Annotated in this window: 27 protein-coding genes and 1 tRNA gene; 3 read left to right on the top strand and 25 right to left on the bottom strand. The window is 63.8% G+C overall.

The genetic code is table 11. The features are described 5' to 3' along the window. Positions 1–6 precede the first annotated feature (6 nt). Together secA and ACLIJ1_RS12120 are read right to left on the bottom strand one after the other, a co-directional pair. A complete protein-coding gene (gene secA, locus ACLIJ1_RS12115; RefSeq protein ID WP_411365788.1) occupies positions 7–2,751 on the bottom strand; it encodes a preprotein translocase subunit SecA in 2,745 nt (914 codons plus the stop codon). 156 nt (positions 2,752–2,907) lie between these two features. Continuing rightward, complete coding sequence (locus tag ACLIJ1_RS12120) at positions 2,908–3,861, bottom strand: M23 family metallopeptidase (protein ID WP_411365789.1); 954 nt, start codon at positions 3,859–3,861, stop codon at positions 2,908–2,910. Between the two features lie 73 nt (positions 3,862–3,934). Here ACLIJ1_RS12120 and ACLIJ1_RS12125 point away from each other — a divergent pair, with 73 nt between their 5' ends. Continuing rightward, the gene (locus ACLIJ1_RS12125) at positions 3,935–4,225 is read left to right on the top strand and encodes a hypothetical protein (RefSeq protein WP_411365790.1); all 291 of its coding nucleotides are present in this window, start codon (positions 3,935–3,937) and stop codon (positions 4,223–4,225) included. 31 nt (positions 4,226–4,256) lie between these two features. Here the strand turns inward: ACLIJ1_RS12125 and ACLIJ1_RS12130 are convergent. The 6 genes from ACLIJ1_RS12130 to petA form a co-directional block, all read right to left on the bottom strand. Continuing rightward, positions 4,257–4,332, bottom strand: a tRNA-Thr gene (locus tag ACLIJ1_RS12130). A 16-nt stretch (positions 4,333–4,348) separates the two neighbouring features. Next, positions 4,349–4,867 (bottom strand): ClpXP protease specificity-enhancing factor, encoded by a 519-nt coding sequence (locus ACLIJ1_RS12135; RefSeq protein WP_411365791.1) that lies wholly within the window; start codon positions 4,865–4,867, stop codon positions 4,349–4,351. A gap of 15 nt (positions 4,868–4,882) precedes the next feature. Then, positions 4,883–5,494 (bottom strand): glutathione S-transferase N-terminal domain-containing protein, encoded by a 612-nt coding sequence (locus tag ACLIJ1_RS12140; protein ID WP_066152914.1) that lies wholly within the window; start codon positions 5,492–5,494, stop codon positions 4,883–4,885. Between the two features lie 119 nt (positions 5,495–5,613). Continuing rightward, complete coding sequence (locus ACLIJ1_RS12145; RefSeq protein WP_411365792.1) at positions 5,614–6,369, bottom strand: cytochrome c1; 756 nt, start codon at positions 6,367–6,369, stop codon at positions 5,614–5,616. 22 nt (positions 6,370–6,391) lie between these two features. Next, positions 6,392–7,828 (bottom strand): cytochrome b, encoded by a 1,437-nt coding sequence (locus ACLIJ1_RS12150; protein WP_411365793.1) that lies wholly within the window; start codon positions 7,826–7,828, stop codon positions 6,392–6,394. A 38-nt stretch (positions 7,829–7,866) separates the two neighbouring features. Next, positions 7,867–8,475: a ubiquinol-cytochrome c reductase iron-sulfur subunit gene (gene petA, locus ACLIJ1_RS12155; protein ID WP_411365794.1), complete on the bottom strand. Its 609-nt coding sequence runs from the start codon at positions 8,473–8,475 to the stop codon at positions 7,867–7,869. A gap of 230 nt (positions 8,476–8,705) precedes the next feature. Between petA and mscL the strand changes: the two genes are divergently transcribed. Further along, entirely contained in the window at positions 8,706–9,119 is a 414-nt protein-coding gene (gene mscL / locus ACLIJ1_RS12160) for a large conductance mechanosensitive channel protein MscL (RefSeq protein ID WP_411365795.1), read from the top strand. Between the two features lie 50 nt (positions 9,120–9,169). Here the strand turns inward: mscL and pdxA are convergent, their stop codons facing one another. The 3 genes from pdxA to ACLIJ1_RS12175 form a co-directional block, all read right to left on the bottom strand. After that, the gene (pdxA, locus tag ACLIJ1_RS12165) at positions 9,170–10,222 is read right to left on the bottom strand and encodes a 4-hydroxythreonine-4-phosphate dehydrogenase PdxA (RefSeq protein ID WP_411365796.1); all 1,053 of its coding nucleotides are present in this window, start codon (positions 10,220–10,222) and stop codon (positions 9,170–9,172) included. A gap of 1 nt (position 10,223) precedes the next feature. Further along, on the bottom strand, positions 10,224–11,015 hold the full coding sequence (locus tag ACLIJ1_RS12170; RefSeq protein ID WP_411365797.1) for a Nif3-like dinuclear metal center hexameric protein: 792 nt from the start codon (positions 11,013–11,015) through the stop codon (positions 10,224–10,226). 106 nt (positions 11,016–11,121) lie between these two features. Beyond that, positions 11,122–11,271: a DUF3149 domain-containing protein gene (locus ACLIJ1_RS12175; protein ID WP_411365798.1), complete on the bottom strand. Its 150-nt coding sequence runs from the start codon at positions 11,269–11,271 to the stop codon at positions 11,122–11,124. Positions 11,272–11,442: 171 nt separating this feature from the next. On the opposite strand from ACLIJ1_RS12175, the gene ACLIJ1_RS12180 reads away from it, so the two are divergent. Further along, complete coding sequence (locus tag ACLIJ1_RS12180; protein ID WP_411365799.1) at positions 11,443–12,606, top strand: trypsin-like peptidase domain-containing protein; 1,164 nt, start codon at positions 11,443–11,445, stop codon at positions 12,604–12,606. A 16-nt stretch (positions 12,607–12,622) separates the two neighbouring features. Here ACLIJ1_RS12180 and tatC read toward each other — a convergent pair whose 3' ends face one another. The 14 genes from tatC to hisD all read right to left on the bottom strand — a co-directional run bounded on the left by tatC (position 12,623) and on the right by hisD (position 22,031). Beyond that, complete coding sequence (gene tatC, locus ACLIJ1_RS12185; protein ID WP_411365800.1) at positions 12,623–13,414, bottom strand: twin-arginine translocase subunit TatC; 792 nt, start codon at positions 13,412–13,414, stop codon at positions 12,623–12,625. Then, positions 13,414–13,911, bottom strand: coding sequence for a Sec-independent protein translocase protein TatB (gene tatB / locus ACLIJ1_RS12190; RefSeq protein WP_411365801.1), 498 nt, complete (start codon positions 13,909–13,911; stop codon positions 13,414–13,416). Before tatB ends, tatC begins: the two co-directional genes overlap by 1 nt. Positions 13,912–13,975: 64 nt before the next feature. After that, positions 13,976–14,206 carry a Sec-independent protein translocase subunit TatA gene (tatA, locus tag ACLIJ1_RS12195; RefSeq protein ID WP_411365802.1) on the bottom strand — a complete coding sequence of 77 codons (231 nt, stop codon included), beginning with the start codon at positions 14,204–14,206 and terminating at the stop codon, positions 13,976–13,978. A gap of 72 nt (positions 14,207–14,278) precedes the next feature. After that, complete coding sequence (locus tag ACLIJ1_RS12200) at positions 14,279–14,641, bottom strand: histidine triad nucleotide-binding protein (protein ID WP_411365803.1); 363 nt, start codon at positions 14,639–14,641, stop codon at positions 14,279–14,281. A 23-nt stretch (positions 14,642–14,664) separates the two neighbouring features. Then, a complete protein-coding gene (locus ACLIJ1_RS12205) occupies positions 14,665–15,054 on the bottom strand; it encodes a DUF4870 family protein (RefSeq protein ID WP_411365804.1) in 390 nt (129 codons plus the stop codon). Between the two features lie 14 nt (positions 15,055–15,068). Further along, positions 15,069–15,440, bottom strand: a complete 372-nt coding sequence (locus tag ACLIJ1_RS12210) for a phosphoribosyl-ATP diphosphatase (protein ID WP_411365805.1) — start codon at positions 15,438–15,440, stop codon at positions 15,069–15,071. 5 nt (positions 15,441–15,445) lie between these two features. Then, on the bottom strand, positions 15,446–15,835 hold the full coding sequence (gene hisI / locus ACLIJ1_RS12215; protein ID WP_411365806.1) for a phosphoribosyl-AMP cyclohydrolase: 390 nt from the start codon (positions 15,833–15,835) through the stop codon (positions 15,446–15,448). Next, positions 15,835–16,614 carry an imidazole glycerol phosphate synthase subunit HisF gene (gene hisF, locus ACLIJ1_RS12220; protein WP_411365807.1) on the bottom strand — a complete coding sequence of 260 codons (780 nt, stop codon included), beginning with the start codon at positions 16,612–16,614 and terminating at the stop codon, positions 15,835–15,837. Before hisF ends, hisI begins: the two co-directional genes overlap by 1 nt. 39 nt (positions 16,615–16,653) lie before the next feature. After that, positions 16,654–17,535 carry a D-hexose-6-phosphate mutarotase gene (locus tag ACLIJ1_RS12225; protein ID WP_411365808.1) on the bottom strand — a complete coding sequence of 294 codons (882 nt, stop codon included), beginning with the start codon at positions 17,533–17,535 and terminating at the stop codon, positions 16,654–16,656. Next, a complete protein-coding gene (gene hisA, locus ACLIJ1_RS12230; protein WP_411365809.1) occupies positions 17,532–18,272 on the bottom strand; it encodes a 1-(5-phosphoribosyl)-5-[(5-phosphoribosylamino)methylideneamino]imidazole-4-carboxamide isomerase in 741 nt (246 codons plus the stop codon). Before hisA ends, ACLIJ1_RS12225 begins: the two co-directional genes overlap by 4 nt. Before the next feature lie 22 nt (positions 18,273–18,294). Then, positions 18,295–18,957, bottom strand: coding sequence for an imidazole glycerol phosphate synthase subunit HisH (gene hisH / locus ACLIJ1_RS12235; protein WP_411365810.1), 663 nt, complete (start codon positions 18,955–18,957; stop codon positions 18,295–18,297). A 22-nt stretch (positions 18,958–18,979) separates the two neighbouring features. Continuing rightward, positions 18,980–19,594: an imidazoleglycerol-phosphate dehydratase HisB gene (hisB, locus tag ACLIJ1_RS12240; RefSeq protein WP_411365811.1), complete on the bottom strand. Its 615-nt coding sequence runs from the start codon at positions 19,592–19,594 to the stop codon at positions 18,980–18,982. Then, complete coding sequence (hisC, locus tag ACLIJ1_RS12245; protein WP_411365812.1) at positions 19,591–20,682, bottom strand: histidinol-phosphate transaminase; 1,092 nt, start codon at positions 20,680–20,682, stop codon at positions 19,591–19,593. Before hisC ends, hisB begins: the two co-directional genes overlap by 4 nt. Positions 20,683–20,687: 5 nt before the next feature. After that, positions 20,688–22,031 (bottom strand): histidinol dehydrogenase, encoded by a 1,344-nt coding sequence (hisD, locus tag ACLIJ1_RS12250; protein WP_411365813.1) that lies wholly within the window; start codon positions 22,029–22,031, stop codon positions 20,688–20,690. Positions 22,032–22,042 lie beyond the last annotated feature (11 nt).

The following is a 22,042-nucleotide window of genomic DNA, read 5'->3' on the forward strand; positions in this document are numbered from 1 at the left end:
CTCCAATCAGGTCAGGGCGCCGTGGCAATGCTTGTACTTCTTGCCACTGCCGCAAGGGCACAGGTCGTTGCGGCCCACGCGCGGCACCTCGGCCACGACCGTGGCGGGGTCGGTGACAGACTCGGCTTCACCCGTTTCGGTCGGCGCCGTATACGTCACGTTGGCAATGTGCTCGGCACGCGCTTCCAGCTCTTCGGTCGCCTCGGTCACCTGCTCGGGCGACTGGATGCGGACATTCATCAGGACTCGCGTCACATCGTTCTTCACGCTGTCGAGCAGTTGGCCAAACAGCTGGAAGGCTTCGCGCTTGTATTCCTGTTTGGGCTGCTTCTGCGCGTAGCCTCGCAGGTGGATGCCCTGGCGCAGGTAGTCCAGCGCCGACAGGTGATCGCGCCACTGGCTGTCGATGGTCTGCAGCAGCACCATGCGTTCGAACTGCGTGAAGTTCTCGTCGCCGACCAGGGCCACCTTGTCGTCAAACCCCTGTTTGGCGGCGGCCAGCACGCGCTCTGCGATGTCGTCCACCTCGACCGATTCGGACGACGACACCCAGCTGGCGACAGGCACTTCAATGCCCCAGTCTTCGCGCAACACGCGCTCCAGACCAGGCAGATCCCACTGCTCTTCGACGCTGCCTTCCGGCACGAACTGGTGCACCAGATCGGTCATGCAACCGTCGCGCAGCGAGTCAATCTGCGCGCGCAGGCTCTCGGCGTCCAGAATGTCGTTGCGCTGCTGGTAGATCACCTTGCGCTGGTCGTTGGACACATCGTCGTATTCGAGCAGCTGTTTGCGGATGTCGAAGTTGCGCGCCTCGACCTTGCGCTGTGCACTCTCGATGCTGCGCGTGACCATGCCCGCTTCGATCGCCTCGCCTTCGGGCATCTTCAGGCGGTCCATGATCGCGCGCACCTTGTCGCCGGCGAAGATGCGCATCAGCGAATCGTCCAGGCTCAGGTAGAAGCGGGAAGAGCCCGGGTCACCCTGGCGGCCCGAGCGGCCACGCAGCTGGTTGTCGATGCGACGGCTTTCATGGCGTTCGGTCGCGATGATGCGCAGACCACCCAGGGCCTTGACCTTGTCGTGGTCGGCCTGCCACTGTTGGCGCAGGGTCTGCACCCGTTGCGCCTTGGCGACTTCATCCAGAGAATCGTCGGCTTCGACCGCAGCCACCATCTTTTCGAGGTTGCCACCAAGCACGATGTCGGTGCCACGACCGGCCATGTTGGTCGCGATGGTGATCGCGCCCGGGCGACCGGCCTGCACGATGATGTCGGCCTCACGGGCGTGCTGCTTGGCGTTGAGCACTTCGTGCGGCAGCTTCTCGGCCACCAGCAGCTGCGCGATGATTTCCGAGTTCTCGATCGACGAAGTGCCCACCAGCACCGGCTGGCCACGCTCGTGGCATTCGCGGATGTCCTGGATCGCGGCGACGTACTTTTCTTTCGTCGTCTTGTAGACGCGGTCGAGCTGGTCGGTGCGCTGGCTCGGCCGGTTGGGCGGAATCACCACCGTCTCCAGACCGTAGATTTCCTGGAACTCGTAGGCTTCGGTATCGGCCGTACCGGTCATGCCCGACAGCTTGGTGTAAAGGCGGAAATAGTTCTGGAACGTGATCGAGGCCAGCGTCTGGTTTTCCGGCTGGATCGCCACGCCTTCCTTGGCTTCCACCGCCTGGTGCAGGCCATCGCTCCAGCGGCGACCCGACATCAGACGCCCGGTGAACTCGTCGACGATCACGATCTCGCCGTCCTGCACCACATAGTGCTGGTCACGGTGATACAGGTGATGCGCCTTGAGAGAGGTCACCATGTGGTGCATCAGCGCGATGTTGGCGGGGTCGTACAGCGATGCGCCTTCCGGCAGCAGACCGGCCTGGCTCAGCAGACGCTCGGCATTTTCATGGCCCTGCTCGGTCATGTGGATCGAATGGGCCTTTTCGTCAACCGTGAAATCGCCTGGCTTGGTGACGCCTTCGCCGGTGCGCGGGTCGGCCTCGCCCTCCTGGCGGGTCAGATGCGGCACCAGCTGCTTGATGGCGGTGTACACCGGGGTCTGGTCTTCGGCCTGGCCGCTGATAATCAGCGGCGTGCGGGCCTCGTCGATCAGGATCGAGTCCACCTCGTCGACGATGGCGAAGTTCAGGCCGCGCTGCACGCGGTCCTTGGACTCGTGGACCATGTTGTCGCGCAGGTAGTCGAAGCCGTATTCGTTGTTGGTGCCGTAGGTGATGTCCGAACCGTAGGCAGCCTGCTTGTCCTCCCGCGGAGCCTGCGGCAGGTTGATGCCGACGGTCAGTCCCAGGAAGTTGTAGAGGCGACCCATCCACTGGGCATCGCGGCTGGCCAGGTAGTCGTTGACAGTCACGACGTGCACCCCCTTGCCGGACAGCGCATTGAGGTACACCGGCAACGTGGCGGTCAGGGTCTTGCCTTCACCCGTGCGCATTTCGGCGATCTTGCCGGAGTGCAGCGCAATGCCGCCCACCAGCTGCACGTCGAAGTGGCGCATCTTCATGACGCGCTTGCTGGCCTCGCGCACGACCGCAAAGGCCTCTGGCAGGATCGAGTCCAGCGTGGCGCCCTCGGCCACACGGCGCTTGAAGAGTTCAGTCTGTGCCTTCAGCTCCTCGTCGCTGAGCTTCTCGTACTGAGGCTCGAGACCATTGATGCGTTCCACCGTCTTGCGGTAGGTCTTGAGCAGGCGGTCATTGCGGCTGCCAAAGAGCTTGGTGAGGAAGTTTGTGGCCATAGGTGCGGGCAGGCGCCGGGCACGGGCCCGGGCAGGCGAAAAAGTCGAACAACTCCTGGCAGCCGACACGGCTGAACCCGGCACCTGCGAGGTGCTGGCAAACGCTGCTGTTTCAAGAGCAAAGAAGCGATTTTACCCGGCGCCCCGGGTTACCCTTCAGGGCTTGCGCCGAGGGCCTGGCTGCACCAGCTGCGCCGCCGCCAGCGTCTCGCCTGCGGCGAGGAAGCGCGCAGGGTCCTGCACCACCCCGGAGACCCAGACCTCGAAGTGCAGGTGCGGACCGGTCGAGCGGCCGGTCGAGCCCACTTCGGCGATCTTCTGCCCGCGCTTGACGATATCGCCCTTCTTCACGAACACCTTCGAGGTGTGGCCATAGCGGGTGATGATGTTGTTTCCATGATCGATTTCAACCATGTTGCCGTAGGCAGGATGCAGGTCCTGCACCACGACCACGCCACCAGCAGCCGCCACGATGGGTGTGCCGATGTCGGCCGGAAAATCCAGTCCGGTGTGCAACGCTGTGCGACCTGTGATCGGGTCGATGCGGAAGCCGAACGGAGAACCGATGCGTCCACCTGACACAGGCTCTTCCGTGGGCACGAGAGTCTGCTGGATGCGCTGGTCAAACAGGCGAGACTCGATCACCGTCAACCAGTCGACACCAGCTCCACTGGCACGATCAAGTTGATCCATCGCCTTCATCAGCTCATCCAGCGTCGGCTCACGGCCTGACACCAGGGCCCCCCCCGAGCCGGGCAAGGCCTTGAACTCTTCCGGCTTCATGCCTGCAAGGCCTGCAACCCGTTCGCCCAGAGACTGGATCTGCATCATGCGCGCCTGCATTTCCCCAAGCTTGCGCGCCATGGCCGAAAGGTTCTCGCGCATGTACAGATCCTTGGAGTCGACCTCTCCCTGGGTGACGATGCGGGCCACCGACTCGAAGCCAGGCCACCCCTGACGCACGCCATGGAGAAACACCCAGTGATAGGCCGCCACTGCCCCCAGCATCAGCAGAAGGCTGGCCAGCACGCCCGTGAGCGCCAGCTTGAGGCCGCTGAGGTGGAGGGCCTTGCTCTTGGCCAACCATGCGTCCGTGATAATGATGTGCACTTGTCACCTTTCCCGGCGGCCTTGGGCCACCTGCATCATTCGTCCCATGACCACCGTTCCACGAAAACACACCGTGTTCAGCCTGGAACAGGCTGTCGGGGCTGCGCCCAATCTGGCGGCGCTGCAGGAACGTATCCGCGTCTCGCGCGCCTGCCTGGAACTGGTCAAGCCGCTGATTCCGGCCATGCTGCACAAGCAGATCCAGGCGGGGCCGATTGGTGACGGCGAGTGGTGTCTGCTGGTTGGCAGCGCCTCTGCTTCCACCAAATTGCGCCAACTGTTGCCAGTCATCCAGAAACGGCTGACCGAGAGCGGCGCTCAGATCAACTCGATCCGGTTGAAAATCCAGCAACCGCAGCACTGAGCGGCGCCATCGCCGCTACTTGCCAGCAATCTGGTGCCGCTTGTCTGACTCGAACAGACGACCTATCGCTTACAAGGCGAGTGCTCTACCAACTGAGCTAAAGCGGCACGTGAGGGCAAAATTCTACTTGACCCGTTTGAGCTGCGGCCGGGTGCCGCCGCGCCCGGGGCCTGTGCCCGGTGGCTCGGTGCCGTCTGGTGCGTCCGGATCAGACGGCACGGGACGCAGGGTCGCTTTCTCCTGAGGTTCGTCGGAAGGCGGCGCATCCCCGGTCTCGTTGGGCGCAGTTTCCTGCCCCTGGTCCCCGGAGGGATCGGGCGGAGGAAACGCCATGCCTTGCCCGTTTTCACGCGCATAGATGGCCGTCACATGCGTCACCGGCACCACGATCTCACGGGCCACGCCACCAAAGCGCGCTTTGAACTCGATGAAGTCGTTTCCGAGTCGCAACCCGTTGGTCGCCTCGAAGCCGACGTTCAGGACAATTTCTCCATTGCGCACGAATTCGATTGGCACCCTCACCGAACCGTCCACGCGCACGGCGATGTGGGGCGCAAACCCGTTGTCCGTGCACCATTCGTGCAGAGCGCGAATGAGGTACGGGCGTGTCGAAGTCGGTTCCTGGTCGTCGTCGCGCGTCATGGAAGCGTCCGGAAATTACTTGCGCATCACCTTTTCCGAAGGCGTCAGCGCTTCGATGTACGCGGGGCGGGAGAAGATGCGCTCGGCGTACTTGAGCAGCGGCGCCGCATTCTTGCTCAGTTCGATACCGTAGAAGTCCAGGCGCCACAGCAGCGGAGCAATCGCCACGTCGAGCATGGAGAAGTTGTCGCCCAGCATGAACTTGTTCTTCAGAAACACCGGGGCCAGCTGCGTGAGGCGGTCACGGATGTGGGCACGCGCCTTTTCAAGGGCCTTTTCATTGCCCTTGCTGCTGCGCGACTCGAGCACGGAGACATGGGTGAACAGTTCCTTCTCGAAATTCAGCAGGAACAGGCGCACGCGGGCGCGGTCCACCGGGTCGCCAGGCATCAGCTGCGGATGCGGGAAACGCTCGTCGATGTACTCGTTGATGATGTTGGATTCGTACAGGATCAGGTCGCGCTCGACCAGGATCGGCACCTGCCCGTAAGGGTTCATCACGCTGATGTCCTCGGGCTTGTTGTACAGGTCCACGTCACGAATCTCGAAGTCCATGCCCTTTTCGAACAGGACAAAGCGGCAACGGTGGGAATAGGGGCAGGTTGTGCCCGAGTACAGGACCATCATGTTGGAGTCTCCTAAATACAAAACAGTGGTTTGCATGGCCGCGCTTCCGCGGAACCACAAACCACTGTGAAAAGTCCGGAGCATGCCGGCCGTTGAAGGCCGGAATGCCGGTCAACAAATTACTTGACGTCTTTCCAGAACGCAGCGTTCAGACGCCATGCCACGACGGTGAAGGCCGCCAGGAACAGCAGAACCCAGACACCCAGACGCACGCGGCTGTTCTGGCCGGGCTCGGCCATCCACTGCAGGTACGCCACAAGGTCTCCCACGTTCTGGTCGTACTCTTCCTGGCTCATCATGCCGGCCTTGCCCGCCGTCCAGCCCTTGAAGTGGTGCTCTTCCTGACCGTGGCTTTCAACCTTCTCAAACTCGGGCTTGCGTTCACCCTGCAGTTCCCACAGCGGGTGGGGCATACCGATGTTCGGGAACACCAGGTTGTTCCAGCCCGTCGGGCGGCCTTCGTCACGGTAGTAGCTGCGCAGGAGCGTGTACACGTAGTCGGCACCGGTGCCGGCGCTGCTGGCGCGCGAACGCGCAATCAATGTCAGGTCGGGCGGATTCGCGCCGAACCAGGCCTTGGCCAGCTTCGGATCGATGGATGCCTTCATGGTGTCCCCGATCTTGTCGGTCGTGAACGCCAGGTTTTCAGCGATCTGCTTGTCGGTCAACCCGATGTCACGCAGACGGTTGTAGCGCATGAACGAGGCCGAATGGCAGCTCAGGCAGTAGTTGACAAACAGCTTGGCGCCGTTTTGCAGGGCGGCCATGTCATTGGTGCGCTGCGGAGCCTTGTCCAGCGGGAAGCCGGTACCAGCGGCCAGCACCGCGCCGTTCAAACCCATGGCCAGCATCAGGCCCAGAAGGATCTTTTTCATCTTTTGGTTCTCCGGATGTCGCTCAGTGGGGCGTGAAGGTGACGCGGCTGGGCACCTGCTTGAACTCGCCCAGTCGGCTCCACCAGGGCATCAGCAGGAAGAAGCCGAAGTAGAACAGCGTACCCACCTGCGAGACGCGCTCACCGACCGGCGACGGCGGCTGCACGCCCAGGTAACCCAGGATCAGGAAGTTGATCACGAACACGGTGTAGAGCCACTTGTTCCAGCTCGGACGGTAGCGGATCGACTTGACCGGGCTGTTGTCGAGCCAGGGCAGGAAGAACAGGATGACCACGGCACCGCCCATGGCCACCACACCCCAGAACTTGGCGTCGATCGCCCACATGAGCAGGACGGTCACGGCCGCAGCCCCAACGGCTGCCATCTTGAAGATGCCTCCCAGTTTGGACTTGAACACCGCGTAAGCAGCTGCGAGCACCACGCAGAGCTCGAGTGCATACATCATCTGGCTGGTGATGGCACGCAGCATCGAGTAGAAGGGCGTGAAGTACCAGACCGGTGCGATGTGCAGCGGCGTGACCAGCGGATCGGCAGGAATGAAGTTGTTGAACTCCAGGAAGTAGCCACCGAGTTCGGGCGCGAAGAACACGATGGCGGAGAACACCATCAGGAACATCGACACACCGAAGATGTCGTGCACCGTGTAGTACGGGTGGAAAGGCACACCATCAGCCGGTGCCGACACCGACCAGCGGTTGCCCTTGGGGCCAGCCTTGATCTCGACGCCATCAGGGTTGTTGGAACCCACATCGTGCAGCGCCATCAGGTGAGCGACCACCAGACCCAGCAGCACCAGCGGCACGGCGATCACGTGGAAGCTGAAGAAGCGGTTGAGCGTCGCATCGCCCACCACGAAGTCACCACGAATCAACAGTGCCAGGTCCGGGCCAACGAAGGGGATGGCGGAGAACAGGTTCACGATCACCTGTGCGCCCCAATAGGACATCTGGCCCCAGGGCAGCAGGTAGCCCATGAAGGCTTCAGCCATCAGAACCAGGAAGATGCCGCAGCCAAACAGCCACACCAGTTCACGCGGCTTGCGGTAGGAACCGTAGATGAGCCCACGGAACATGTGCAGGTACACCACCACAAAGAATGCAGATGCGCCCGTGGAGTGCATGTAGCGGATCAGCCAGCCCCAGGGCACGTCGCGCATGATGTATTCGACCGACGCGAAAGCGACGGGAACACCGGCCGAGTTGACCGACGCGTCGGGCTTGAAGTGCATCACCAGGAAGATGCCGGTCACGATCTGGATCACCAGAACGAGCATCGCCAGCGAACCGAAGATGTACCACCAGTTGAAGTTCTTCGGCGCGTAGTACTCAGCCATGTCGCGCTTGTAGATGTAGAACGCCGACGGAAGCCGGTTTTCAAACCAGTTCGTGACTTTCTCTACGACGGGCGCGTCGGGGGAAATTTCTTTGAATTCAGCCATGGAATGCCTCTGTGGTCGGTTTGACTGCGGTGTGCAGTTCAGGCCTTTTTGTCTTCGCCAATCAGCAGCGTCGTGTCAGACAGGTACTGATGCGGCGGAACTTCGAGGTTGTCTGGCGCCGGCTTGTTCTTGAACACACGACCGGCCAGATCGAATGTCGAGCCGTGACAGGCGCAGAGGAAACCGCCAACCCAGTCATCGGGCAGGGACGGCTGGGGGCCGGGCGTGAACTTGTCGCCAGGCGAGCACCCCAGGTGGGTGCAAATGCCCACACCGACAAACACATCGGGCTTGATGGAGCGGTGCTGGTTCTTGGCGTATTCCGGCGTTGGCACCGACTTGCGCTCGGACTGCGGATCGGCCAGCGACGGCTCGATCTTCGCCAGTGCCTTCAGCTGCTCCTCACTGCGACGCATGATCCACACTGGTTTGCCGCGCCACTCGACCACCCGCTTCTCACCCGGCTTCAGCGTGGAAATATCCACTTCCACCGCAGCACCAGCGGCCTTGGCCCGCTCGGACGGTTGAAAGCTGGAGACAAAGGGCACGGCGACGGCGGCTGCTCCCGCGCCACCCATGGCGGCGGAGGTGATCAGCCAGGTGCGGCGGCTGCTGTCCACAGGCGCCGGGACGGTTGCTTCACTCATGGGGATCTTTCAAGGAGGGTTCGAGAGGTGGGCCCACTAGGGTCAACCCTGCATTGTACCGGAGCGTTACAGCCGATTTGACAGCTCTGGAAGGCACACTGCAGCGGCAATTTCAAGCGATGCCGAACGCACCCGATCAGTCAGGAAGAGGTAATACAAATGTGTTCTGTGCGAGAATGCCGTCGCCAATGTCGTGGACATTGGGCCTAATGCAACCAACGGAGAATCTCATGGGAATGATGCAGGAGTTCAAGGAATTTGCCCTCAAGGGCAATGTGATGGATCTCGCTGTCGGTGTGATCATCGGCGGTGCTTTCGGCAAGATTGTTGATTCGCTGGTCGGTGACGTGATCATGCCGGTGATCAGCAAGCTGTTCGGCGGCCTCGACTTCTCGAGCTACTACGTCGCCCTGGCCGGACAGGCAGCAGGCCTGCCACTTGCCGAAGCCAAGAAGGCTGGCGCAGTGCTGGCCTATGGCAACTTCATCACCATCGCGCTGAACTTCGTCATCCTCGCCTTTGTGATCTTCATGCTGGTCAAGCAGATGAACCGCATGAAGAAGGAAGCGCCCCCGGCTCCGCCCGCTGCCCCTGCCGAAGACATAGTGCTTCTGCGCGAAATCCGCGACAGCCTGCGCAAGTAACAGCGACTGTCCTGAAAGCCGCCTGCATCCGCTGGATGCAGGCGGCTTTTTCATTGGGCGCCAGCACTCATCGCAAACGCAGCGTCAATGGCAGCCAGCAAACTGGAGGGATCGGCCCGCCCGGAGCCTGCCAGGTCAAACGCCGTCCCATGGTCCGGACTGGTGCGGATCAGCGGCAAGCCCAGTGTTGTGTTGACGCCATGCTCCAGGCCCAACAACTTGATCGGAATCAAACCCTGGTCGTGGTACATCGCGACCACCACATCAAACGCACCCTGCCGGGCCCGCATGAACACGGTGTCCGGCGCGTGCGGACCGCTGGCATCAATACCCAGTGCGCGCGCCGATGCAACGGCCGGGCCGATGACATCGATGTCCTCGCGTCCAAACAAGCCGCCTTCCCCGGCGTGCGGGTTCAGACCGGCGACCGCAATCCGGGCTGTGGGCACTCCACAGCGGGAAAAGTGCGCGGCGGTGATCCGGACGGTTTCAAGGATCCCCTCGGTGCTCAGGGAACCCAGCGCCGCCCGCAACGACACATGGATGCTGACCAGCACGGTCGCGAGGCCGGGAGCACTCAGCATCATGCGCACCGGCACCCTGTCCACCGGTAAATTCTGGTGCTCGGCGGCCAGTGCCTGCAGGTACTCGGTGTGTCCCGGGTGGGGCAGCCCCGCGGCCGCGAGTGCCTCCTTGTGCACAGGCGCTGTCACCATCGCGCTCGCTTTCCCGGCGAGGGTCCAACGGGCGGCCGCGGCGATGCATTCGGCCGCCGCCTGACCAGCCACTCCGCTGAGCTGCCCGAACGGCACCAGTCGATGGCGCCCGCAGGCCTGAACGACGCGGATAGCCGGAACCTCTTCCTGCGGTGCATCCACTGCGCCTACTTCTCGCACCTGCGGCAGCACGCGCGCCGGGTCCATGGAGAGCAGTTCGCGTGCGCGCTCCATCGTCGGGACATCGCCGGCCACCACCACCTGCCCCAGCAAATCGGGGCGGCGTGCAAGCGCCTGTACGATGATTTCAGGGCCAATGCCGGCGGGATCCCCCATGGTGATCACCAGCGGCAGCTGACGCACCTTCTGCAAGCTCATTGCGTTCATGTCAGGCCGGATTGGGAATGTCGATGAACCGGTGTTCAATCCCGAGCCGGTCGGCCACATCCTGCGCCACAGCAGGCGCCCCATAGCGTTCCGACGCATGGTGCCCGCAGGCGATGTAGGCCACACCGGTCTCCCGCGCGTAGTGGGCTTGGGGCTCGGAGATTTCGCCCGTGATGAACAAGTCTGCCCCGGCAGCGATGGCCGCCTCAAAGTAGCCTTGCGCGCCGCCGGAGCACATCGCCACCCGCACCACCGGCCGCTCCGGCTCGCCCACCAGCACGAGTTCACGCCCCAGCGACCGGCGCACCCCGTCGGCGAACGCCCCTGCCGTGGTCGCCGGGCAGCGCCCCAGCACGCCCAGCGACTGGTCACCAAAGCGCCCCTCTCCCGCAACCTCGGACAAGGTCACGCCCAGGCGACGCGCCAGTTGTGCGTTGTTCCCGAGCACGGGATGGGCGTCCAGCGGCAGGTGATAGGCAAACAGGTTGATTTCGTTGGTCAGCAGGCGGGAGAGTCGTTGCTTCATCCATCCGGTCACCCGCCCGTCCTGACCGCGCCAGAAGAGTCCATGGTGGACAAAGATGGCATCGGCACCCGCCTCCACGGCCGCATCGATCAACGCCAGACTTGCCGTGACACCGCTGACCAGCTTGCGCACGGTGGCCCGGCCCTCGACTTGCAGCCCGTTGGGGCCGTAGTCCTTGAACAAGGCGGGCTGAAGCAGACCATCAAACGCTGCGAGCAAGGTTTCTCTGGTCACGCCATCGGGGCGAATTGCAGACTGGAACGACATTCGTACGAGCAATGAAAAAGGCCTGTCTTCCCGCCGGAATGGCGAAAAGTCAGGCCTATTCTGTCACTGCCACGCGCCGGGGCGCGCGCCGCGACGCCCCGCTGGGTCAGCCGCGTCCGCCCGCGGCGCGCTCTGACTCAGCCATCTTGCGGTTGAAGAACCGGTAGAACCAGACCGCCATGCCCAGCGTGAAGGCGATCACAGCCACGCTGAAAAGTCCATAGTCGGTCGAAAGAAGATCTGCCACGGCTTTCATTGGATGCTCCTGTCCTCAAAATCAACAGGTCACCATTGCAATCCCGATACCCCCCGGGTGCATTGACCTGCATCAATCGGCTTGAACTGAAAGTGGCGACAGTCATATACGGGACAATGGACGACCTCGATCCGCAATTCGCGCATCGGTTCGCCGCGACACTTCTCCGTCATGAAACGCCTCTGGCTGCTCTTTGCCCAAACCGTCACCGTTCTGGTTGCCGCCCTGTTCGTGGTGGCAACGCTCAAGCCCGAGTGGCTCAACCGGCGCTCGGCACTGCCGACGGTGGTGCCCGTGATCGAATCGCCGGCGGACAGTGCCGCCGCACCGGCCGGCGCGGGCACCAACAGCCTGCGCGAGGCCGCGAAGGTAGCCTCGCCTGCCGTGGTCAGCATCAACACCAGCAAGGCCCCGGAGAACCAGCCGCAAAGCAACGACCCGTGGTTCCGTTTCTTTTTCGGTGATCAGGGTCAAGGCCAGCCGCAGGCCGGGCTCGGGTCGGGTGTGATCGTCAGCCAGGCCGGCTACATCCTCACCAACAACCATGTCATCGAGGAAGCCGACCAGATCGAGGTGCTGCTCAACGATGGCCGCAAGAGTGCGGCGCAGGTGATCGGCACCGACCCCGAGTCGGATCTGGCCATCCTGAAGGTCACTCTCACGGACCTGCCGGTGATCACGCTGGGTGATTCGGACGCGCTCTCGATCGGAGACCAGGTGCTGGCGATCGGCAACCCCTTCGGCGTCGGGCAGACCGTGACGAGCGGCATCGTCAGCGCACTGGGCCGCACGCAGCTGGGCATCAACACATTCGAGAACTTCATCCAGACCGACGCAGCCATCAATCCCGGCAATTCGGGTGGCGCACTGGTGGACATCCGAGGGCACCTGATGGGCATCAATACCGCGATCTATTCGCGCTCGGGCGGCTCCATGGGCATCGGCTTTGCGATCCCCACCTCCACCGCGCGCACCGTCATGGAAGCCATCGTGCGCGAAGGCAAGGTCACCCGCGGCTGGATCGGTGTGGAGCCCCAGGACCTGACACCGGAACTCGCCGAGAGCTTCTCCGTTCCACCCGGCACCGGCGTCATCATCACCGGCGTGCTGCAGAACGGCCCGGCCGCCCAGGCCGGCATCCGCCCGGGCGATGTCGTCACGCATGTCGGCGAAAAACCGGTGAGCAATGTGGCCCAGCTGCTCTCGGCCGTGGCCGCGCTCACTCCGGGCACACCGTCGACATTGGATCTCGTGCGGAAAGAAGGCAAGCAGCGCGTGCAGATCACGCCCGGCAAGCGCAACCTTCCGAAGCCGCAAGCCGCCGGCAACCGCTGAGGCCGCCGATCCCGACTCAGGCCGTGTCGCTGGAGGCTTCTTCTTCGGGTGCCTTGGTGCTCTTGGCAAACCACATGGCGCCCCAGATGCCGAACTCGTAGAGCAGGCACATCGGCAGTGCCAGCGCCAGCTGGGACACCACATCGGGCGGCGTCACCACGGCAGCCACTACAAAGGCCACCACGATGAAGTAGCCACGAAATTCCTTGAGCTGCTTCACGGTGACCATGTTCATTTTCACCAGCAACACGACCACGATCGGCACCTGAAACGCCAGGCCGAAAGCCAGGTACAGAGAGAGGATGGCCTCAACGTACGAAGCGATGTCGGGCGTGGCGGCCACGCTCTTGGGGGTGAACTGCTGGATGAAGCCGAACATCTTGTCCAGCACGAAGAACTGAACGAACGCAATGCCGATATAGGCCAGCAGGCTGCCAATGATGATCAGAGGGACTGCAAACCGCTTCTCATGGCTGTACAGCCCCGGGGCCACGAAGGCCCAGATCTGGTACATCCACCACGGCAGCGACATGAGCAGTGCAGCCATGGCCAGCACTTTCAGCGGTACAAAGAACGGCGAGAACACGCCGATGGCGATCAGCTTCGCGTCCGGGGGCATGTGCGCCCGGATCGGTACGGCAATCAGGTCGATCAGCCCGCTGGGCCCAGGCCATACCGCGAGGACGGCCATGCATAGGCCCAAACCGATGACGCCGTAGAGCAGGCGGTCGCGCAGCTCCATCAGGTGCTGGACAAACGGTTGCTCGGAACCGGCGAGCTCGTCGGTGGACTTGTCAGGATCGGACATCAGCGGGGGGAAACGGAAGTGGAGCGCGGGCGGAACCGCGCCACACGGGCCGCACCAGACTGCGCGCGAGTGCGCACACCGGTGCGGGCCTTGTACCACTGTGGCATCGCGTTCTGCTTGATGCGCCAGTTCTTCTTGGGGTGCCTGTAGGTCGGGAAACTGCCGTTGCCCAGCGCGGAAAGGTCGCTACCCGACGACATCGCCGAGCCGTCCAGCCCGGTCGTGGCCTCGGACCACGACTTCTCGAAATCGCTGGCGCCGGTACTGACCGAAGACTCGACGTCCCGGGCCGCGGTCTCCATCGACTCCTTCATCTTCTTGAGCTCGTCGAGCTCCATCGACCGGTTGACCTCGGCCTTGACGTCGGCCACATACCGCTGGGCCTTGCCCAGCAAGGCACCCACGGTACGCGCGACACGCGGCAACTTTTCGGGGCCGATGACGATCAACGCCACCGCACCGATCAGCGCGAGCTTGGAGATTCCGAGATCAATCATGGAGCGGCAAGCAGCTTGAAGTCAGGAATGGCGACAAGCCGGAACAGGCAGCGCCACCCGGACTTCAGCTTTTCTGCTTGGCTTCGACGTCGATGGTGGTCTTGTCGCTGCGGACGTCCTGCCCCACCTGACCAGTCGGCAAGTCAGCGCTCGAACCTCCGTCCTTCATACCGTCCTTGAAACCTTTGACGGCGCCACCCAGATCGGAGCCGATGTTCTTGAGCTTCTTGGTTCCGAACACCATCACAACGATCAGCAGCACGATCAGCCAGTGCCAAATCGACAAAGAGCCCATGAAATTCTCCAGAAACAGATTGGTGAAAGAGCGACTGGCGCCAATGGTCGGATTCTAAGCCCCGCGATTGGTTCAACCCCGTGCCCACGGCCGCGGACCACCCATCACATGCCAGTGCAGATGCTGGACTTCCTGCCGCCCTTCGGCACCGGTGTTGCACACCATGCGAAAGCCCCCTTCGGGATAGGGGTTGCAGCCCTGCTCCAGTGCCAGCCTCGGCGCCAGCACCATCAGACGACCCATCCAGCCCTCATCGGCCGTGGTCAGGTGCGACATCGACGCGATGTGGCGCTTGGGGATGATCAGAAAATGCACCGGCGCCCACGGATCGATGTCGTGGAATGCGAAGAGCTCATCGTCTTCGTACACCTTGCGGGAAGGAATCTGGCCGGCAATGATCTTGCAGAAGATGCAGTTCGGGTCGTGGACGCTCATGGTCGGACTTGAGGATTCTTGATTCAGGCTGGCATCGGCTCGCTGGCATTCATCCGGACCATGCCCCTCACGATCCGATAGAGGAACCAGATGGAAATGATGGCCCAGGCGATCCATCCGGGCAGCACCAGCAGCAACCACAGCGGAATCGTCACCACGTACAAAACGGCAGCCCAGATCACGCTGCGGATGCGCCAGGAGAAATGGCTGGCCTGCCAGGTGCCCGCGGCATCACCCTTTTTCACCAGATCGACGATGAGGGCCACGATCAGCAAACCGGCTCCCACCTGGGCGCCCGGGACCACTGCCGCCACTGCCACGACCAGATGCAGCAGGTAGCTGATCCAGCCGACCGTCTTGAGCGATTCGGCTTTTTCGCGGTCGACCGCCTGCACGTCGATGATGTCGCTCATGTCGGATCTCCTGTTCAGGACTTCGGTTCGGCCTCACGCGCCACAGCCTTGCGCAGCGCCTTCTCTTCCAGTCCGCTCAGCCCTTCGCGGCGCGACAGTTCGGCCACCACATCGGCCGGCGCCTTGCCATAGTGGGCCAGCGCAATCATGCTGTGGAACCACAGGTCGGCCACTTCATTGACCAACTTCTGCACGTCACCACCATGGTCGCAATCCTTCGCGGCCATCACGGCCTCGGTCGCCTCTTCGCCGATCTTCTTGAGGAATGCATCCGGCCCCTTGTGCAACAGGCGGGCGACATAACTCTTCTCGGGGTCGCCACCATTGGCCGGCTTGCGGCTTTCGATGACCGCAGCCAGGCGTGCGAGGGAATCGGTGTCGGACATTGGGCTCACTTGTAGATGGATTCGGGATCTTTGAGGACCGGATCGACCGACACCCACTGACCGTTCTGGTGGCTCTGGAAGAAGCAGCTGTGTCGCCCGGTGTGGCAGGCAATCCCAGGCTCGTGTCCGAGTTGCGTCACCTTCAGCAGCACCACGTCGTTGTCGCAGTCCAGGCGGATGTCGTGCACCGTTTGCACATGACCAGACTCTTCACCCTTGAACCACAGCTTGTTGCGCGAGCGGCTGAAATACACCGCCCGGCCCAGCTCTGCCGTCTTCTGCAGCGCCTCGCGGTTCATCCAGGCGAACATCAGCACGTCGCCGGAGGCCGCTTCCTGCGCGATCACGGGCACCAGGCCCTGCGCGTCCCACTGGATCTGTTCGAGCCAATCCATCACAGCCTCACCGGAATGCCGCGCTCGGCCATGCGCTGCTTGGCCTGCGCCACGGTGTATTCGCCGTAATGGAAGATGCTGGCCGCCAGCACGGCGTCGGCACCACCCTGCTGCACGCCGTCGGCCAGGTGGTCGAGGTTGCCAACGCCCCCCGAAGCGATCACCGGCACGCTCACCGCATCGGCGATCGCGCGCGTGAGCTGCAGATCGAAGCCGCTCTTGGTGCCGTCGCGGTCCATGCTGGTCAAGAGGATTTCGCCGGCGCCGAAGTCCGCCATCTGCCGCGCCCAGGTCACGGCGTCCAGTCCGGTGTTCTTGCGGCCACCGTGGCTGTAGACATCCCAGCCTTCGCCTCGCGCTGCGACATCGTCACCATGGCGGCGCTTGGCGTCGATCGCAACCACGATGCACTGCGAGCCGTATTTGTCCGAGGCGTCACGGATCACTTGCGGGTTGCCGATGGCGGCCGAATTGAAGCTGGTCTTGTCGGCGCCGGCGTTGAGCAGGCGGCGCACGTCTTCCACCGTGCGCACACCGCCGCCGACGGTGAGCGGAATGAATACCTGCGAAGCCACGGCCTCGATGATGTGCAGGATCAGGTCGCGCCCGTCGCTGGTGGCGGTGATGTCCAGGAAGGTCAGCTCGTCGGCGCCCTGTTCGTTGTAGCGGGCGGCGATCTCGACCGGGTCACCAGCGTCGCGCAGTTCGACAAAGTTGACGCCCTTGACGACGCGACCACCGGTCACGTCCAGGCAGGGAATGATGCGTTTGGCAAGCATGGGAAGGATTGTCGCAGCGATTCGCGATGCGGCGGCGGGTCAGGACGGGTGAACGAGACTCAGGCGCTGGGTACCGGCCCAGACGCCACGGGGAGGCACCGACACCGGTGACAGCGCCTGCGCCGCCTCGATGCAGGCCATGCGGCGCTCGTCCCCGTTGGGCATGTCGGACATTGCAGCACACTTGTCGGCGCCAGGATTCCAGACCACGGTATCGGCCCAGCCGGACTGCTCGATGGTCAGCTCCTGGTTTCCGTCGGTCATCACCAGCGCTGCGGGAGCGGCGGGAAGGATGCGGTCGATCTCGCCGCGCAGGCTCAAGCCAGGTTCCACGCGACAGGGCGTGTCCGTCATCGAATCCCAGCCCTGCCGGGACGAGGGATCGGGCCAGCCCGTCACCGTCGCTGTCTCGGCGTCCGACAGTGCCAGGTAGGTGTGCAGCGCGCCGGTGAAGGGCAAAGGCTGCTGCCCCATGTTGAATACCGCAAGGGTCACCTCCAGACGACCCGGAGTGGGTGCCACGGTGACTTCCAGCCGGCAGTCGTGGGCCCACGGGCCGGCATCGGCAGGCAGAAGTTCGGCAGGGCGAAGCTCCAGCACCAGGCGCGGCGACTGCGCTTGCAGATCTGCCGCGATGAAGCTCCAGCGTGCCTGACGCACCCAGCCGTGCCGGGGCAAGGAGCCGCGCAGGGAAAACTGGGGCCAGCAGACCGGAATGCCTCCCCGGATGGCCGCATGCCCGTCCAGAACGGCCGTGGGACTCAGATACAGGCGTTCGCGCCCTTGGGCCACCCAAGAAAGCACCTGTCCGCCGTGCTCGGCGACCAGGACCCGGTCGCCACCGGGAAGGTGCAAAGCATGGCAATCCAGCCCCTGCAGCCGCACGCGCTGGTGCACGGGGTCTGCGCCCGGCGCGGTCATCCGTTGAGTTCGTCGGCCAGTGCCTGCGCCGTCGCGAAGTCCAAGTCGCCGCTGTAGATCGAGCGGCCGCATATCACACCCTCGACACCTTCGTCTTCCACCGCACACAGCTTGCGGATGTCTTCGAGGTTGGACAGACCGCCCGAGGCGATCACCGGAATCGACAGCGACTGCGCCAGCTTGACGGTCGCCTCGATGTTGATGCCGCTGAGCATGCCGTCGCGGCCGATGTCGGTGTAGATGATGGATTCGACGCCGTAGTCCTCGAACTTCTTGCCCAGATCGACCACTTCGTGGCCGGTGAGCTTGCTCCAGCCGTCGGTGGCGACCTTGCCGTCCTTCGCGTCCAGGCCGACGATGATGTGGCCGCCGAATGCCGTGCAGGCGTCCTGCAGGAAACCGGGGTTCTTGACCGCTGCGGTACCGATGATCACGTAGCGCAGGCCGGCATCGAGATAACGCTCGATGGTGTCCAGGTCGCGGATGCCACCGCCCAGCTGCACGTCGACCTCGGAACCCACTTCCTTGAGCACGGCGCGGATGGCCTGCTCGTTCTTGGGCTTGCCCGCGAACGCCCCGTTCAGATCCACCAGGTGCACGCGGCGTGCGCCCTTGTCGACCCAGCTGCGCGCCATCGCTGCCGGGTCTTCCCCGAACACCGTGGTCTGGTCCATGTCCCCCTGCTTGAGGCGAACACACTGGCCGTCTTTCATGTCAATGGCGGGAATCAGCAGCATGATGGTCGTCGGGTAAAGGCAGTCAGGGTTTCCAGGAGAGGAAATTGCGGTACAGCGCCAGCCCCTGGTCGGCGCTCTTCTCGGGGTGGAACTGCGTCGCAAAAATGTTGTCGCGGGCGATGGCCGACGCAAAGCGGCCGCCGAAGTCGGTTTCACCCACCGCGTGGGCCGGATCGGCCGGCCGCGCGTAATAGCTGTGCACGAAATAGAAGTAGGCGCCGTCCGCGATGCCGTCCCACAGAGCGTGCGCCTGCCCGCGGCCGAGGTCGTGGAACACCTGGTTCCAGCCCATCTGCGGCACCTTGAAGCGGCTGCCGTCTTCCTGAAGAAGGCCCGTCAACTGGAACCGCACCACCTCGCCGGCCAGCAGCCCCAGACCATCGGTCGGCCCCTCTTCGCTGCGGTCCAGCAGCATCTGCATGCCGACACAGACGCCGAACAGCGGTTTGTGGGCCGCGGCGTGGAGCACCGCCTCCTTGAGACCGGAGGCCGCCAGTTCGTTCATGCAGTCGGCCATGTGGCCCTGCCCGGGCAGCACCACCCGCTCTGCATCGAACACGTCCTGCGCGCGCGAGGTCACGACGACCTCGACACCGCTGTCGCGGGCAGCATGGATGACGGCCTGCGACACGGAACGCAGATTGCCGCTGCCGTAGTCCACCACGGCGACTGTCTTGGCTTTCATCAGAACCCGAAGGAAGGAAGATTCAGAGCGAACCTTTGGTCGAGGGAATCACGTCGCCCAGGCGTTCGTCGCGCTCCAGCGCCATGCGCAGCGCGCGGGCAAAAGCCTTGAACACGGTTTCGGCCTGGTGGTGGGCGTTCTCGCCGTGCAGGTTGTCGATGTGCAAGGTCACGCCAGCATGGTTGACGAAGCCCTGGAAGAACTCGTAGGTCAGCTGGGTGTCGAAGCCGCCGACCATGCCGGCCTTGAACGGCACGCGCATGTGCAGGCCCGGACGGCCCGAAAAATCGACCACCACGCGCGAGAGCGCCTCGTCCAGCGGCACGTAGGCGTGGCCGTAGCGGCGGATGCCCTTCTTGTCGCCCACGGCTTTGGCGAAAGCCTGGCCCAGCGTGATGCCCACGTCTTCCACCGTGTGGTGGCCATCGATGTGCAGGTCACCCTTGGCGTCGATCTCGAGGTCGATCAGCCCGTGTCGGGCGATCTGGTCGAGCATGTGGTCGAAGAAGCCGATGCCGGTGGACAGCTTGGCCGTGCCGGCGCCGTCGAGATTGACGTGCACGCGGATCTGCGTCTCGGACGTGTCGCGCTGGACGTCTGCCACGCGGGCAGGTGTGGCGTTGGAAGGGGTGGTCATAGGCTGGATTGCAGGGCGGTGATCATCTGCGTGTTCTCGTCGGGGGTGCCGACCGTCAGACGCAGGCAGTTGCCAAGCAATGGATGCATTTTAGAAACATTCTTGACCAGCACGCCGCGCGCCTTCAGGCCATCGAAAGCCTTCTGCGCATCCGGCAACCGCACCAGCACCATATTGGCCTCGCTGGGGAAGGGTCTGACGCCCGGCATGGCACCCAGCGCATCGACCAGGTGCCCGCGTTGAGCGCGAATTTCTGCCGCCTGTTGCGCAAACACATCGGCGTGTTCGAGCGCGAACAGTGCGCATTCGGCGTTGAGCACGCTCACGTTGTACGGCGGGCGCAGCTTGTCGACCTCGTGCACCAGCGCCTGCGGGCCGAGCATGTAGCCCAGTCGGACCCCGGCCAGACCGAACTTGGACAGGGTGCGCATCAGCAGCACGTTGGCGTTGGCGGCCGGGTTCACGCGAATCTCGTCCAGCCAGCTGCGGCTGGAGAACGGCTGGTAGGCCTCGTCCATCACCACCAGGCCACCAAAGCTGGCGGCCTCGGCGATCAGGCGGCGGATCACGCCCGCGTCCCAGAGGTTGGCGGTCGGATTGTTCGGGTAGGCGATGTAGGTGATCGTCGGCCGGTGCTGGCGCAGTGCGGCCAGCATGGCGGCTTCGTCGAGTTCGAAGTCGGCCGTCAGGCTCACGCCGTGGAAGGTCAGACCCTGCAACTGGGCGCTCATGGCGTACATGACGAAGCCCGGCAGCGGCGCCAGGATGCTCGCGCCCGGCACGTCGCAGGCCATGGCCAGCAGCGAGATCAGCTCGTCGGATCCATTGCCCAGCATCAGGGCACAGCCCTCGGGCAGGTCCACGTAGCGGGCCAGCGCCAGCTTGAGATCCTCGATGCGCGCACCGGGGTAGCGGTGGATCGCCACCGCACCCAGGCGCTCGCCCAAAGCCTTCTGAAGCGCGGGCGGCAGCGAGAACGGGTTTTCCATCGCGTCCAGCTTGACCATGCCGGCCGAGTCCTGGATGGCGTAGGCGTGCATGGACTGGATGTCCTGGCGGATGTTCCGCAGCGGATTCGGCGTGTCCATGGCGTTCATTTCGCCGCCCGCATCGGTGGCACGGTGGACAGACGCAGCTCGGCGGCACGGGCGTGGGCCTGCAGGCCTTCGCCGTAGGCCAGCTCAGCGGCGATGGTGCCCAGCTGCTGGGCGCCTGCTTCGCTGACCTCGATCAGGCTGCTGCGTTTCTGAAAGTCGTACACCCCCAGCGGGGAAGAAAAACGGGCCGTGCCGCTGGTGGGCAGCACATGGTTGGGACCGGCACAGTAGTCGCCCAGGCTTTCGCTGGTGAAGGCGCCCAGGAAGATGGCGCCGGCGTGCCGCAGCAGCGGCTCCCAGCGATGCGGATCGCGGCTGGACACTTCCAGGTGCTCGGGCGCGATGCGGTTGCTGATGGCGCAGGCTTCTTCCATGTCGCGGGTGAGGATGAGCGCGCCGCGGTCGTTCAGGCTCTTGGCGATGATGGCCGCGCGCGGCATGGCGGGCAGCAGGCGGTCGATGGCGGCCTGTACCGCGTCGATGTAGGCCGCGTCCGGGCACAGCAGGATGCTCTGAGCCAGTTCGTCGTGTTCGGCCTGGCTGAACAGGTCCATGGCCACCCAGTCGGCCGGCGTCGTGCCATCGGCCAGCACCAGAATTTCGGAAGGACCGGCGATCATGTCGATGCCCACCACGCCGAACACATGCTTCTTGGCACTGGCGACGTAGGCGTTGCCGGGGCCGGTGATCTTGTCGACCTTGGGCACGGTGGTGGTGCCGTAGGCCAGCGCGGCCACGGCCTGCGCGCCACCGATGGTGAATGCGCGCGTGACACCAGCCACGTAGGCGGCCGCCAGCACAAGCGGGTTTTTCTCACCCTTGGGCGTCGGCACGACCATGATGATTTCGCCCACCCCCGCCACATGGGCCGGGATGGCATTCATCAGCACGCTGGACGGATACGCTGCCTTGCCGCCGGGCACATAGATGCCCACGCGGTCCAGCGGCGTGACCTTCTGGCCCAGCAGGGTGCCGTCCTCGTCGCGGTAGGTCCAGCTTTCGCCGGACGCCCTCTTCTGCGCTTCGTGGTAGCTGCGCACCCGGCGCGCCGCCGCTTCCAGCGCGCCGCGCTGGGCAGCAGGCAACCCGTCGAAGGCCGCCTTGAGCTCGGTCTGCGTGAGCTCCAGCGCCTTGAGGCTGTCGACCTCCAAACCGTCGAAACGTGCGGTGTATTCCAGCACCGCGGCATCGCCGCGCGACTTCACATCCGCCAGGATGTCGGCCACCCGCTGCTCGATCGCGCCATCGGTCTCGGCGGACCAATGCAGCCGCGCCGCGAACTGCGCCTCGAAGTCGGAGGAGGCGGTGTTCAGTCGGGCAGGCTTGGCGGACAGACTCATGATGAAAGGAC

Origin of the sequence: Hydrogenophaga sp. RWCD_12 (assembly GCF_046604225.1) — a bacterium.
Classification (GTDB): Bacteria; Pseudomonadota; Gammaproteobacteria; order Burkholderiales; family Burkholderiaceae_C; genus Hydrogenophaga.

Bases quoted from the DNA above. Each gene is read 5' to 3' on its own strand.
- secA (WP_411365788.1), bottom strand. From the start codon at position 2,751: ATGGCCACAAACTTCCTCACCAAGCTCTTTGGCAGCCGCAATGACCGC.
- ACLIJ1_RS12135 (WP_411365791.1), bottom strand. From the start codon at position 4,867: ATGACGCGCGACGACGACCAGGAACCGACTTCGACACGCCCGTACCTC.
- ACLIJ1_RS12140 (WP_066152914.1), bottom strand. From the start codon at position 5,494: ATGATGGTCCTGTACTCGGGCACAACCTGCCCCTATTCCCACCGTTGC.
- ACLIJ1_RS12145 (WP_411365792.1), bottom strand. From the start codon at position 6,369: ATGAAAAAGATCCTTCTGGGCCTGATGCTGGCCATGGGTTTGAACGGC.
- ACLIJ1_RS12150 (WP_411365793.1), bottom strand. From the start codon at position 7,828: ATGGCTGAATTCAAAGAAATTTCCCCCGACGCGCCCGTCGTAGAGAAA.
- petA (WP_411365794.1), bottom strand. From the start codon at position 8,475: ATGAGTGAAGCAACCGTCCCGGCGCCTGTGGACAGCAGCCGCCGCACC.
- mscL (WP_411365795.1), top strand. From the start codon at position 8,706: ATGGGAATGATGCAGGAGTTCAAGGAATTTGCCCTCAAGGGCAATGTG.
- pdxA (WP_411365796.1), bottom strand. From the start codon at position 10,222: ATGAACGCAATGAGCTTGCAGAAGGTGCGTCAGCTGCCGCTGGTGATC.
- ACLIJ1_RS12170 (WP_411365797.1), bottom strand. From the start codon at position 11,015: ATGTCGTTCCAGTCTGCAATTCGCCCCGATGGCGTGACCAGAGAAACC.
- ACLIJ1_RS12175 (WP_411365798.1), bottom strand. From the start codon at position 11,271: ATGAAAGCCGTGGCAGATCTTCTTTCGACCGACTATGGACTTTTCAGC.
- ACLIJ1_RS12180 (WP_411365799.1), top strand. From the start codon at position 11,443: ATGAAACGCCTCTGGCTGCTCTTTGCCCAAACCGTCACCGTTCTGGTT.
- tatC (WP_411365800.1), bottom strand. From the start codon at position 13,414: ATGTCCGATCCTGACAAGTCCACCGACGAGCTCGCCGGTTCCGAGCAA.
- tatB (WP_411365801.1), bottom strand. From the start codon at position 13,911: ATGATTGATCTCGGAATCTCCAAGCTCGCGCTGATCGGTGCGGTGGCG.
- tatA (WP_411365802.1), bottom strand. From the start codon at position 14,206: ATGGGCTCTTTGTCGATTTGGCACTGGCTGATCGTGCTGCTGATCGTT.
- ACLIJ1_RS12200 (WP_411365803.1), bottom strand. From the start codon at position 14,641: ATGAGCGTCCACGACCCGAACTGCATCTTCTGCAAGATCATTGCCGGC.
- ACLIJ1_RS12205 (WP_411365804.1), bottom strand. From the start codon at position 15,054: ATGAGCGACATCATCGACGTGCAGGCGGTCGACCGCGAAAAAGCCGAA.
- ACLIJ1_RS12210 (WP_411365805.1), bottom strand. From the start codon at position 15,440: ATGTCCGACACCGATTCCCTCGCACGCCTGGCTGCGGTCATCGAAAGC.
- hisI (WP_411365806.1), bottom strand. From the start codon at position 15,835: ATGGATTGGCTCGAACAGATCCAGTGGGACGCGCAGGGCCTGGTGCCC.
- hisF (WP_411365807.1), bottom strand. From the start codon at position 16,614: ATGCTTGCCAAACGCATCATTCCCTGCCTGGACGTGACCGGTGGTCGC.
- ACLIJ1_RS12225 (WP_411365808.1), bottom strand. From the start codon at position 17,535: ATGACCGCGCCGGGCGCAGACCCCGTGCACCAGCGCGTGCGGCTGCAG.
- hisA (WP_411365809.1), bottom strand. From the start codon at position 18,272: ATGCTGCTGATTCCCGCCATTGACATGAAAGACGGCCAGTGTGTTCGC.
- hisH (WP_411365810.1), bottom strand. From the start codon at position 18,957: ATGAAAGCCAAGACAGTCGCCGTGGTGGACTACGGCAGCGGCAATCTG.
- hisB (WP_411365811.1), bottom strand. From the start codon at position 19,594: ATGACCACCCCTTCCAACGCCACACCTGCCCGCGTGGCAGACGTCCAG.
- hisC (WP_411365812.1), bottom strand. From the start codon at position 20,682: ATGGACACGCCGAATCCGCTGCGGAACATCCGCCAGGACATCCAGTCC.
- hisD (WP_411365813.1), bottom strand. From the start codon at position 22,031: ATGAGTCTGTCCGCCAAGCCTGCCCGACTGAACACCGCCTCCTCCGAC.